We start from the raw sequence: 11,285 nt of genomic DNA on the forward strand, positions 1-11,285 counted from the left end.
ATGGAACGACTAGGATTCGAACCTAGACATGCCGGTGTTTCAGACCGGCGCGCTCCCGATTGCGCTATCGTTCCGATGTCGAATCGCAAGCAGCGGAAAATACCGGAGTATCACGCGCGGACTTTCCGCATCCAGTTGTCCAAGGCTTCTCGATAGCCGCTCTTGTCCGGCGTCGGGAACTCACCGATGGCGTTGAACTGCCCGGTAATCGCATCCCGTGCCCGCTCTTCGAGAGCATCCGGAACGGTCGTCGAGTTACCGGTGCGCTTGTGCGCGACGAGGTCCTCGACGAGCGCAGGGTCGCCGCCATCGATAGCATCGGCGAGTTCGAAGATATCGGCCTCGATATCCTCGTACTCGACGACGTACTGCGCGCCGAGCAGCCCTCGGTAGACGTAGAGGAACTTCTTCGCTCGCGGGTCATACCCCTCAGCCTTCTCGGGATCGAGGTGCTTGTAGTAATTCGACTTCGCCATGCCGAGGTATGCGTGCGGGACGTTCATCGGGAGGAACTCCCGGATGAGGTCCTGCAGGGCGTCCATCTCCAGTGGCATCCCGTTCATGACCGTCGGGGCTTCGAAGACCAGCTCGACGATGTTGTAGTTCGCCGACTGCAGGAGCTGAGCGAACTTCTTCAGTTCGTAACTCCGCAGGTCGACTTCAGCGTACTCCTCGAACCCCTCGGTCGTTCCGTCCATGTTGACGGTGACCTCTTCGGCCGGCGTGTCGAGGTACGCATACGACTCCGCCGGCGCCATGTGGAGACCGCGGACGTCGATATCGCTCTCGGCGCTGTCGAAGCCGTAAATGTGGCTCCCGGTGATTGCGTAGAACCGGGGACGGTTTTCCGTACCACGGGTGGCGACGGCGGCTTCGATGAAATCTCTGATGTCTTCCGCGCTATGCTCCAGTTCGAGATGTTCGATTGTCATTGCTTGCTACCTCGTGTTCGTGCGTCGTAGTTGGTTCCTCGGGTCGCAGCAGCGCCCGATAGTGCTCCCGAGGGGAATCGAACCCCTGACCTCCAGCTTGAAAAGCTGGCATCCCTCGCCAGCGGGGACTCCGGGAGCGCAAGCCACGAGTCGGATTCGAACCGTTGCCAGACGTGCTCGCTACGCTGCGCGCGACTGGCAGGGCTCGAAAACCGCGAGGCTGTTTTCTCACCGACGAGATCCCGCTCTGCAGGCGGGTGCGTTGGACCGCTCTGCCACCGTGGCACAACGACAGGGCGGTAGATGGGGGAGTGCAAGCCCCACGCCGGGCCAAGGAGTCGAACCTCGCACAACTCGGGTAACAGCCAAGTTCCCGCACCACGCGGGACCGCCCGGCAGATTAATACACAGTGGTGGAATCGTGGGGCGATTCCAACGGGCCCGACGGGATTTGAACCCGCTATCTGCCGATTAAAAGTCGGCTGCCTGTTCTCATAGGCTCCGGGCCCACAGTGTATCGACCCGGATTCGAACCGGGGTTACCAGCTTGGAAGGCTGGTGTCTTCGCCAATTGGACCATCGATACGGATAGGCGCGAACGGAGTTGAACCGTTGACTGCCTCGTTATCAGCGAGGGACTCTGACCGCTGAGCTACGCGCCTGCATTGGCAGAGCAGGATTTGAACCTGCGATCTCGCCGATGTGAGCGGCACGTCCACTCCACTGGACTGTCTGCCAATGCTCCAGCCCGGATTTGAACCGGGGGCTCGGCCGTGAGAGGGCCGTGAGTTTGGCCGCTACTCCACTGGAGCAGATGGGACGGGCAGGATTCGAACCTGCGTGACCACGTTAGAAGCGTGACGAAGGAACTCTCAGCGTCGCACCGGAGTTCCGGTGAAAACCCGTTGAGAGAGTTGGTGAACCAAGCTCTTCCACCGTCCCACAGGGGCAGTCAACTGTCCAAACAGCTAGCTACCAGATCTTCCCGGCACGAGTCGAACGTGCGTCTCCGTCTCTACAGGGCGGCGTCGTAGACCGCTTGACCACGGGAAGTGGATGGACACCCCCGAGACTCGAACCCGGAGCCTCCCGCTTGCGAAGCGGGTGCTCTGCCAATTGAGCTAGGGGCCCTCAGAAGGCGCGCTCGCCTCAACTGCGATTGCGGGACCACGATTCGAACGTGGGTCTGCTGGTTATGAGCCAGCCGGGATCGGCCAGGCTACCCAATCCCGCAGAGTGTCGCCGCGAGGATTCGAACCTCGGCAGGACCTACGCCGGCGGTTCTGAGCCGCCTCCCGTTGCCACTTGGGTACGGCGACGCACCGTCTCAGAGCCAGCACTGTGGCCGGCATGTCGCCAGCAGGATTCGAACCTGCGATAGTCTGCACACACGGCCCTCAACCGTGCCCCGTTGACCACTTGGGTATGGCGACGCAGTTCCGCGGGAGGGATTCGAACCCTCGAAGAGCTGTTCAGCGGGTCTTAAGCCCGCCGCCGTTGGCCGCTTGGCTACCGCGGAAAATGGATTCGGACCGAATCGAACAGCCATCGCCCGCTCTGGAGGCGGATGTCTTCCCGTTGGACCACGAATCCACAGCTCCACGGCGGGAGGGCGATTTGAACACCCGTACCCTCGCGGGCACCGTGGTTCCAGCACGGTCCCTTGGCCGAACTAGGGAAACCCCGCCAACGGTGAGACGGAGAGTCGAACTCCGAAGCCTCGCGGCTCTCGATTTCAAATCGAGCGCAGTCACCTGTCTGCCTGTCTCACCTCACAAGGGATGTTCCTCAACCCTGCGTGACAGCAGGACGCCGGGAGAACGCCGTTCTCCCGAACCCGAACTCGCTCCGCTCGCGCGGACGCCGCGACCCGGATTTGAACCGGGGAATCCCTTGCAGGATACCTCCGTAGCAGGGAGGCGTCCGACCAGGCTAGACCATCGCGGCACATGGGTCGACGAGGATTCGAACCTCGGTCTCGTGCCCCCAAGGCACGAATCGTCGGCCGCTGGACCATCGACCCGAAAGTGGTTGTATGTCTATTCGTCTGTGGGTGCGAGGACGAAAGCGACCGCTCGCTGCCGTCCTCGCAGGGGGCGTGCTTCGACTGTCAGCTCAGTCTCGAATGCCACACCGGTCCATGCAGGTTCCAGACCCTTCCGGGCCCGTTGCGGCCGACAGCATTGTCGACCGCGTGTGCCTGCCTCGATGGGCATCCGACCGCAGTATTCTGACGCCGTCGGAACGAGTTCCGACGAGCACTCGGTCGGCTTCGCCTCCCGAGTACGCCGACGTCGGGATTTGAACTCGAATCTCAGCCGTGACAGGGCCGTATGCTTCCGAGTTACACCACGTCGGCACGCGACGGCCATCGCCCCGGGGAGAATCGAACTCCCGACCTCGGGATCCAAAGTCCCGCGTCCCTCGCCAGCGGGGACTCCGGGGCTGCGCAGCGCCGCCGCTATCTGTGGCTGTTGTGTGCTCGTGACAGCGCTGTGGTCGGCCCACAGCGGTCACAGGTCCGCACCGCTATCTGGTGCGGACAGAGTCAACGTGCCGCGAGCGCGCCCGCCAGCTCGCCCGAGATGGACGACACTGGCAAGCTTGAGCAGGCGGCAGGCCCGTGTTCCCCGGCTCCGAGCGGGTAGTCCGCGTGAGGAGCCGGGTTATGCGGGCGAAGATGTCCGGACATCGCCGGACGGAATCGCGTCGAGTTGCTCGACGGCATATTCCATCCAGGAATTACTGTCCGGTTCCACACGCTGACCGCGTAGCAAACACGGGCCACCCGTGGCTATCGGCAGGGAAGCGAGCCGCGGAGTGGGTTTAGCAGTCAGCATGTCGAGTCACCTCGTCTGTGAGTCTAATTATTCCTCATGACCCGGGGTGTATTAATTCTGAGCGAGGTATGTTACGCATAGGCATAGAAACTGGCATGGGGGTTAGCGAGCTGAGAGTTGATCTGAATGTCAGCGTTTGCTCCAGTACCTTGCGCAGTCGCAAATAGCGCAGATGAGGTAGAGCCCAAACCCAATATTCATTCCAATCGAACTTGGCTGGTGGACAAGCATCTCGGTGGTTTAAGTATCACCCCTGCATAATAGCTGTTAGTAGCGGCCAAAAAACGCAATTGAGCGGATTTGGGTAGGCTCGAAACGAATGGTCACCCTGCGGTTAGGGTAGCCCTTTCGAGCCGAGGACCAGGGTTCAAATCCCTGACCGAGCACATTCCTGCGGCCAGCGAACTCGCGAGCAGCCGCTGTCCAACGAGGGGATTTGAGCCTACCAGTCGCTCAGCGACCTCGCGAACGCGTCCGGGTCCGGTTCGAATCTACCGGGCACAGGCCCGCCGCGAACGGGCTGTGGTCGCTCACTCCCGTCGGCGATTGCTCTCCGAGCGGCGGCGATGCCGTCCCGGGGTGCGAGTGTGGCCCGTAAATCGGTCGAATGGATGACTGAAACCGGTACACTAAGGGAGCCATCTAGCGACCAAACGGTATGGAAGAGCAGTTCCTTCGACCCACGATAAGCATCCGCGGCGTCGTCTGTCTGGACGACGAGACTGTTCTGACGATTCGTCGCGCGAGCGACGGCGTGTGGGAACTGCCGGGGGGACGGATTCGGCGGTCGGAAGCGGTCGAGGACTGTCTGCGCCGGGAGGTGGCCGAGGAGACCGGGCTGGCCGTGACGGTCCACTCCCCCGTCGAAGCCGTCACGTGGCAGAACGACGCCGGCGAGGACCGGTTCGCGGTGTACTACCGCTGTACGACCGCCGAGAGCGACGTGTCGCTGAGCGGTGAGCACACCGACGCCGAGTGGCTCGGGGCGTCGACCGCACGCCGGCGATTGAGCGAGCCCCAGGCGGTGGCGACCAGACGGGCCTGTGACCACGGTTCGGGCGAGCGACCTGTCCGGGACGACTAGCTGGCGATAGCGACCGACGCGGACGCGTCACTGGCGAGTAGCGTGGGCGACGTATGACGGCTACGACGTACCGGGACAGCGACCGGCATCGAACGGACAGACGCCGTCAGAACGCGTAACCTCGGGAGTTCCACAGGGAAGACAGCAGAGACGGAGAGAGCCTCAGGCGCCGTTCCACGAGGAGCGACAGTCCTCGTCGCAGAAGTGGGCCGTCTCGACGGCGTCACCGTCTATCCACGTTATCACGCGGTGTGTCACCTCGTTGGCTATGGCTGTCTCACACACCGCGCAGTTCGGGGCGTCCTCCTCGTCGATATCTTCGTGGTGGTCCGATGTCGGGTCGACCATCGTACCGGAGCGTGGTCGTCGCCCTACTTAATCTCACATACTCGCTCCGGGGAGCCGTCAGCGGTGCGACTGCTCCGGCGGGCGGCGCGCTCGGGCCGCTCCGCTCTCGGTTCCGGAGGCCTCCTCCGCTCGCGTCCTACCGGTCCCGCGTGACGCTCTCGCCCGGCGTGGTGGTCGCGCCGGCCGAGAGCACGACGCCGGCGTCGAGACTGGTGTTGATGGCGGTCCGGACACCGTCGCCGGCGACGATACCGAACTTCCGGCGGCCCGTCGAGACGCGGTCGCCCTTGACAGTTATCTTCACGGGCTCACCGTCGTGACGGAGGTTCGCGACCTGCGTGCTCGCGCCCAGATTCACGTCGGTACCGAGTACGCTGTCACCGACGTAGGAGACGTGCGGGACGTTCGAGTCGGCCATCACGACGCTGTTCTTGACTTCGACGCCGTGGCCCACGTGTGTGTCTTCGCCCAGCACCGTCGCCCCGCGGATGTACGCGTTCGGCCCGACCGTCGCGCCCGAGCGAACCAGCGCCGGCCCCTCGACGACGACGCCGGGTTCGACGACCGCGCCCTCCTCGACGACCACCTCGCCCCGGAGGTCCGCGTCGCCGTGGACCTCGCCGTCGATGCGGCGGGTCATGTCGGCGACCTTCCACTCGTTGGCCGCCAGTAGCTCCCAGGGTCGGCCCACGTCGAGCCAGCGGTCCACCTCGACGGCGGTCACGTCGTGAGCGTCGATGACCCGCGTGACCACGTCGGTTATCTCGCGTTCACCCCGCTCGCTCATCTCCACGTCGAGCCAGTCGCGGGCCTCGGCCGGGAAGACGTACGCGCCAGCGTTGGCGAGTTGCGTGGGCGGGTCGGCGGGCTTCTCGATGATGGCGGTGACCCGGTCGCCATCGGTCGAGAGCACGCCGTAGTTCGACGGGTCGGGGACCTGGTAGGCCGCGATAGCGGGCGCCGCGTCGAACAGGGCCGAGAGGCTCGCCTCGTCGTAGAGGTTGTCCCCGTTCAGGACGGCGAAGGGGCCGTCGAGGTACTCGCTGGCCGCGTCGACGGCGTCGGCCGTCCCGAGTTGCTCTTCCTGGACGGCGAACTCGACCGGGACGCCGTCGTAGCTGTCGCCGAAGAACTCGCGGACGGCGTCGGCCTCGTACCCGACGACGAAGATGAGTTCCTCCGCGCCGGCCGCGATGGCCGTGTCGGCGGTGTGTGCGACCAGCGGACGGTCCGCCACGGGAAGCATCGGTTTCGGCGTGTTCTCGGTCAGCGGACGCATCCGCGTCCCCTCGCCGGCGGCGAGTACGACTGCTTGCATATCCGGACCCTCTCACGGCCCCCGAAAATAGCTACCGCTGTGCCTTTGTGTCTCAACTTTGATTGGTCACAGCAGCGGCGAAAGAAGTCGGCAACCGCTCACGGCGTTGGTCGCGAGAGGGACGGACAGAATGGCGACTCACGAGTCGTTCGTCGCAGAAATGCTCCGGCAGGGATTCGAACCGGACTCAGACGTGCTCGTCACTGCGTTCACTGTGCGCGACTGATAGGGTTCGAACCCTCCAGTCGATGTCGGCGACTCACGAGTCGTTCGTCGCAGAAATGCTCCGGCAGGGATTCGAACCCTGGTCATCACCGTGAGAGGGTGATATGATTGGCCGGACTACACCACCAGAGCGTACAGTTGTTTCGAGGCGAGAGGGACGTATAACGATTCCGTTTCGGAAGCGCCCTGTGTGGGTTTCTCACTCCTCGTCGAAGGGGGAGCCGGCCGCGTCGGGCTCCTCGCCGGCGAGGCTGATGATGTTCTCCCGGCCCACCCTGAGCTTGCTGATGTCGCCGTTCTCCTCCATATCGGAGAGGAGCATACTGACCTTGGACTTGGACCACTCTGTCGTCTCGACGATGTCGACCTGTTTCATCCGACCGCCGTTCTCCTCTAAGAGCTTGATGACGCGGTCGTCGTCGTCGAGAAGCGCCGACTCCTCGACCGCGGTGTCGGGGGTCGGTTCGCTCACCGACTCCGCCGCCGTCCCCCCGTCGTCGCCGCCCAGGACGGCCCCCGCGGCGCCCGAGCGCCAGGCCGCGGCGGCCACCACGCCCAGCGCGAGGACGGCCAGCACGAGGGCCAGTTGCCACATGGTCTCGCCGGGCGTCGCCGACGCGTTCGTCACGTTGGGCGTCGCCGTCCCCGGCGTGTCGGGCTGGGCGAGTTCGACGTAGGGGCGGCTGCTGGTGAACGACCGCTCGCCCGCGTAGGTGATACTCCCGCTGGCCTGCAGGGAGTCGGGGTCACTCCGGGACGCCGGCGTCGGCCGGGCGGCGGTAAACACCATCGACGTGTCGTGTTCGAACACCATGCGCTGGCCGGCGCCGAGGTAGAACCCGTCGTCGAACACGTCGCTGACGACCACGCGCTCCGCGTAGGTCCGGGCGAAGTTGGTCCACAGGAACGACATCCGGACCGCACCGCGGTTCTGGCCCGGTTCGACGCCCGCCGAGCGCTGGAAGTTACTGGCGTCCATCTGCCGGCCGGTCTTCTCGGTCCCGGTCGTTGTCAGCGCCTCGGCGTCGGCGACGAAGTCGCTGTACAGCCCCGTCTCGTTGTTCTCGAAGTCCGTCGCGTAGGCCCGGAACTGGTCGGTCTCGTTCTCGGTCTCCAGGGGCTGGTAGTGCGCCATCGTCCACGTGGCCGACCCGTTCTCGTAGAGCGTGACACGGAACGTCGTCGTGTCGAACCTGTCGGGCGTCTGGAGCCGGTCGGCACCCGCTGCGGCCACCGCCGGCGAAGCGGCGAGGCTGACAACCAGCAGGACAGCGGCGAGTGTGGCGACGGCCGCGCGTAACATCTATATCGTAAGACCCGAGGACAGCATAAAAGCGCTGTGAATGGACCACCTACTCGTCGTCAATCCCGACGGCGTCTGCCAGTTTCTGGACCGGATGCGGGACGGGCCCGTCGGTCGGGCCGTCGGCGAGTTGTGTCCGGCAGGAGGCGCCTGGGGCGACCACGTCCGCCCCGTCGCTCGACCTGACCTGCTCGAAGAGTATCTCCCCGATGGCCGCGCTCATCGAGTAATGTTCGGCTTCGTAGCCAAAGGAGCCGGCCATCCCACAGCAGCCAGAGTCCAGCGGGTCGACGGCGTAGCCCGCCCGGCGCAACACGCCGACCGCGTGGTGGTCCTTCGTGACGGCCTTCTGGTGGCAGTGGCCGTGGTACGTCAGCGACGTTTCCGGGGCGGCCCACGCTATCTCGGCGTCCAGCGCGAAGCGGTCGAGATACTCACAGACGCCGAAGGCGCTCGCCGCGAGCGCCGTCGCCGCCTCGTCGTCGTGGCCCAGCAGGTCCAGGTAGTCCGACTGGAGCATCACCGCGTCGGAGGGTTCGACGACCACCACGTCCCACCCGTCGGCGACGCGCGGGGCGAGGGCGTCGACGTTCGTCGCCGCCCGGTCGCGGGCCGCGTCGAGAAACCCCTTCGAGTGTGCGGCCCGCCCGGACGGACCGATGTCGTCGGGGACCTGCACGTGGACACCGGCGGCTTCAAGCACCGTGACGGCCGCTCGGAGTACGTCGGGGTCGCTGTAGTTGTCGTAGGTGTCGGGGAACAGCAGTGCCCGGCGGGTGGCTCTGGCTTCCGGCACCGTGGGACCGCGGTCGGCCCACCAGTCGGCGAATGACTCCCGGCGGAAGGTCGGGAACGGCCGCTCGCGGGCGATGCCCAGCAGTTTCTCGCCGAGGTAGCCGCTGCCGGGGAGCTTCGCGGCCCAGTTCGACACCGGCGCGAGCGCGCTCCCGACCCGCGAGACCGTCTCGACGTTGGCGAACAGGCGGTCCCGCAGCGTCGCACCGTGGTCCTGGTGGTGGGCGTGTTCGACCTCGGCTTTGAGCTTCGCCATGTCGACCTCGCTGGGACAGTCCCGCGCACACCCCTTGCAGCCGATACAGAGGTCCATCACCTCCGAGACGAACTCGGAGTCGGTGGGGTCGTCGGGCAGGTCGCCGCTCATCGCCTGCCGGAGCATGTTCGCCCGCCCGCGTGTGGACGTGCTCTCCTCCTCGGCCGCGCGGTAGGTCGGACACATCACCCCGCCCGTGGTCTCCTGTGGCCCGCGACACCCCCCGCAGCCGTGACAGAGCTCGACCATCCCCTGCATCCCGTTCTCGTCGGGCCAGTCCAGCGTCGACTCGAAGCCGGGCTCGAAGTCGTAGTCGGGGTCGAACCGGAGGTTCTCGGTCATGTCGACGGTGCGAGCGCGCAGCGGTGCCCTGCCTGCCGCGACATCGTTCTCGTCGACGCCGACGACCTGGCCCGGATTCAGGAGCCAGTCCGGGTCGAAGGCCGTCTTGAGCTCCTGGAACAGCTCCCAGACGTCGTCGCCGTACAGCCTGTGATTCCACTGGGTCCGTGCGCGGCCGTCGCCGTGTTCCCCGGAGACGCTGCCGCCGTACTCCGTGACTAACTCCGTCGCGCCGTCGGCGATGGCTTCCATCCGCTCGACGCCGTCGACGGTCTTGGTGTCGACCAGCGGGCGGATGTGGAGACAGCCCGGCCCGGCGTGGGCGTAGAAGGAGGCGAACGTGCCCTGCTCGTCCAGCAGGTCCCGAAAGTCCGCGACGTACTCGGGCAGGTTCTCGGGCGGGACCGCCGTGTCCTCGATGAAGCTGATGTGTTTGGCGTCGCTGGTCCGCCCCAGCAGAATCGGCAGCCCCGACTTCCGCAGCTTCCAGAACCGCTCGCGCTCGGCGTCGCTGTGGGCCTCACGGCCGAGGAAGGCGTAGGTCGGTTCGTCCGTCACGCCCGCGGCCGTCTCGCCCGGCGCGACCGCCGTGTCTACGTCGCCGATGCGGTCGGCCAGCAGGTCCGCCACTTTCCGCTTGCCGGCCTGGTCGTCCTCCGCGTAGAACTCGACCAGCAGGATGGCCCCCGTCCCGTCGGGGACGATGTCGTCGACGAGCGCGCCGAACGCCTCGGTCTCGCCGGCCAGGTCGAGCAACACGTCGTCGAGCACTTCGACCGCGGCGGGGTCGTGGGCGAGGATGGGCTCGACGTCCCGCATCGCGGTGACGAGGTCGTCGTAGGTCAACAGCGCGAGCGCCTTCGTCTCGGGGACCGGTTCCAGCGAGACGGTCGCCTCCGTGACGATAGCCAGCGTCCCCTCGCTGCCGGCGAGCAGCCGCGCGAGGTTGACCGTCCCTTCCTCGCCGTACTCCCCGCGGGCCTCCGCCAGCAGCCGGTCGAGGTTGTACCCCGAGACGTTGCGTTTCAGGTGCGGGTACGACCCTTCGATGGCCTCGGCCCCGTCCTCGACGAGGCGGACCACCGCGTCGTAGACCCGCGATTCGAGGTCGCCGTCGGGGTCGCCTGCGGCCCGCAGCTGTGCCAGCGACGACTCGCCGAACGTCGTCACCGTCCCGTCGGCCAGGACGACCTCGCAGGACTCGACGTAGTGGTCGGTCTTGCCGTACTGCAGCGAGTGCGCGCCCGTGGAGTTGTTCCCGATGGCCCCGCCCAGCGCCGATTTGTCGCCCCACGCCGGGTCCGGCGCGAACTTCAGCCCCTCGGGAGCGAGCGCGGCGTTCAGGTCCCCGAGTCGGACGCCGACCTGCGCCGTGGCGCGGCGGTCCTCCGCGTCGACCGACTCCAGGTCGTCCATGTGACGCGTGAAATCCAGCACGACGGCCTCGTTGACGGACTGGCCGGCGAGGCTCGTCCCGCCGCCCCGCGGCAGGACGGGTATCTCGCGGGACGCGCAGTAGCGGACCACGGCGGCCACGTCGGCGGTCGACGTGGGGTAGACGACGCCGACCGGCGTCATCTCGTACGCGCTCGCGTCGGTGGCGTAGAGCTGGCGGGAGTACTCGTCGAACCGCACGTCGCCCTCGACCCGCTCGCGAAGCTCCGCGACCATCGCCGGTCGGGCGACGCCGTCGCCCTGATAGTCGTAGTCGGCTCGCCCGTCCGCCGCGGGGTCCTCGCTCGCCTCCTGCTCGGTAGCGCCCATACCCAAACCACTGGTCGGGACAGGATTAACCTGGCGCCAGCACCCCGACGGTCCGTCATGACGGCCCGGTAACGCGAT

At 66.1% G+C, this 11,285-nt stretch carries 6 protein-coding genes and 22 tRNA genes; 2 read left to right on the forward strand and 26 right to left on the reverse strand.

The features are described 5' to 3' along the window. Position 1 precedes the first annotated feature (1 nt). The 21 genes from NDI86_RS18465 to NDI86_RS18565 form a co-directional block, all read right to left on the reverse strand. Positions 2–74, reverse strand: a tRNA-Phe gene (locus tag NDI86_RS18465). A gap of 36 nt (positions 75–110) precedes the next feature. After that, positions 111–932, reverse strand: coding sequence for a nucleotidyltransferase domain-containing protein (locus NDI86_RS18470; RefSeq protein WP_310901833.1), 822 nt, complete (start codon positions 930–932; stop codon positions 111–113). Between the two features lie 62 nt (positions 933–994). After that, positions 995–1,070: transfer RNA gene (locus NDI86_RS18475), tRNA-Glu, on the reverse strand. A gap of 3 nt (positions 1,071–1,073) precedes the next feature. Next, positions 1,074–1,217 (reverse strand) — tRNA-Cys (locus tag NDI86_RS18480). Positions 1,218–1,368: 151 nt separating this feature from the next. Further along, positions 1,369–1,441 (reverse strand) — tRNA-Lys (locus NDI86_RS18485). 4 nt (positions 1,442–1,445) lie between these two features. Beyond that, a tRNA-Gly gene (locus NDI86_RS18490) sits at positions 1,446–1,518 on the reverse strand. A gap of 3 nt (positions 1,519–1,521) precedes the next feature. Then, positions 1,522–1,594 (reverse strand) — tRNA-Ile (locus tag NDI86_RS18495). 3 nt (positions 1,595–1,597) lie between these two features. Beyond that, a tRNA-Val gene (locus NDI86_RS18500) sits at positions 1,598–1,670 on the reverse strand. A 1-nt stretch (position 1,671) separates the two neighbouring features. Then, positions 1,672–1,744, reverse strand: a tRNA-Glu gene (locus tag NDI86_RS18505). A gap of 3 nt (positions 1,745–1,747) precedes the next feature. Next, a tRNA-Arg gene (locus NDI86_RS18510) sits at positions 1,748–1,874 on the reverse strand. A gap of 115 nt (positions 1,875–1,989) precedes the next feature. Then, a tRNA-Ala gene (locus tag NDI86_RS18515) sits at positions 1,990–2,063 on the reverse strand. A 28-nt stretch (positions 2,064–2,091) separates the two neighbouring features. Beyond that, positions 2,092–2,166, reverse strand: a tRNA-Met gene (locus NDI86_RS18520). 3 nt (positions 2,167–2,169) lie between these two features. Then, positions 2,170–2,251 (reverse strand) — tRNA-Leu (locus NDI86_RS18525). A gap of 32 nt (positions 2,252–2,283) precedes the next feature. After that, positions 2,284–2,365, reverse strand: a tRNA-Leu gene (locus NDI86_RS18530). Positions 2,366–2,369: 4 nt separating this feature from the next. Next, positions 2,370–2,451: transfer RNA gene (locus NDI86_RS18535), tRNA-Leu, on the reverse strand. Positions 2,452–2,454: 3 nt separating this feature from the next. Then, positions 2,455–2,525: transfer RNA gene (locus NDI86_RS18540), tRNA-Trp, on the reverse strand. A 9-nt stretch (positions 2,526–2,534) separates the two neighbouring features. Next, positions 2,535–2,620, reverse strand: a tRNA-Ser gene (locus NDI86_RS18545). A 173-nt stretch (positions 2,621–2,793) separates the two neighbouring features. Further along, positions 2,794–2,879: transfer RNA gene (locus NDI86_RS18550), tRNA-Ser, on the reverse strand. 3 nt (positions 2,880–2,882) lie between these two features. Further along, positions 2,883–2,955: transfer RNA gene (locus tag NDI86_RS18555), tRNA-Pro, on the reverse strand. A gap of 263 nt (positions 2,956–3,218) precedes the next feature. Beyond that, positions 3,219–3,291: transfer RNA gene (locus NDI86_RS18560), tRNA-Asp, on the reverse strand. Between the two features lie 12 nt (positions 3,292–3,303). Then, positions 3,304–3,379, reverse strand: a tRNA-Gln gene (locus NDI86_RS18565). A 723-nt stretch (positions 3,380–4,102) separates the two neighbouring features. Between NDI86_RS18565 and NDI86_RS18570 the strand changes: the two genes are divergently transcribed. Next, positions 4,103–4,158, forward strand: a tRNA-OTHER gene (locus NDI86_RS18570). 272 nt (positions 4,159–4,430) lie between these two features. Further along, complete coding sequence (locus NDI86_RS18575) at positions 4,431–4,856, forward strand: NUDIX hydrolase (RefSeq protein ID WP_310901834.1); 426 nt, start codon at positions 4,431–4,433, stop codon at positions 4,854–4,856. Between the two features lie 162 nt (positions 4,857–5,018). Here the strand turns inward: NDI86_RS18575 and NDI86_RS18580 are convergent, their stop codons facing one another. From NDI86_RS18580 to NDI86_RS18600, 5 genes are all read right to left on the reverse strand, one after another. Then, complete coding sequence (locus tag NDI86_RS18580; protein ID WP_310901835.1) at positions 5,019–5,204, reverse strand: DUF7576 family protein; 186 nt, start codon at positions 5,202–5,204, stop codon at positions 5,019–5,021. 136 nt (positions 5,205–5,340) lie between these two features. Continuing rightward, the gene (gene glmU / locus NDI86_RS18585) at positions 5,341–6,522 is read right to left on the reverse strand and encodes a bifunctional sugar-1-phosphate nucleotidylyltransferase/acetyltransferase (protein WP_310901836.1); all 1,182 of its coding nucleotides are present in this window, start codon (positions 6,520–6,522) and stop codon (positions 5,341–5,343) included. 282 nt (positions 6,523–6,804) lie between these two features. Beyond that, positions 6,805–6,879, reverse strand: a tRNA-Glu gene (locus tag NDI86_RS18590). A gap of 67 nt (positions 6,880–6,946) precedes the next feature. After that, positions 6,947–8,050: a helix-turn-helix transcriptional regulator gene (locus NDI86_RS18595; protein WP_310901837.1), complete on the reverse strand. Its 1,104-nt coding sequence runs from the start codon at positions 8,048–8,050 to the stop codon at positions 6,947–6,949. 49 nt (positions 8,051–8,099) lie between these two features. Continuing rightward, positions 8,100–11,207, reverse strand: coding sequence for an FAD-binding and (Fe-S)-binding domain-containing protein (locus tag NDI86_RS18600; protein ID WP_310901838.1), 3,108 nt, complete (start codon positions 11,205–11,207; stop codon positions 8,100–8,102). Positions 11,208–11,285 lie beyond the last annotated feature (78 nt).

Source organism: Haloarcula onubensis, assembly GCF_031624605.1.
In the GTDB taxonomy this organism is placed as follows: domain Archaea; phylum Halobacteriota; class Halobacteria; order Halobacteriales; family Haloarculaceae; genus Haloarcula; species Haloarcula onubensis.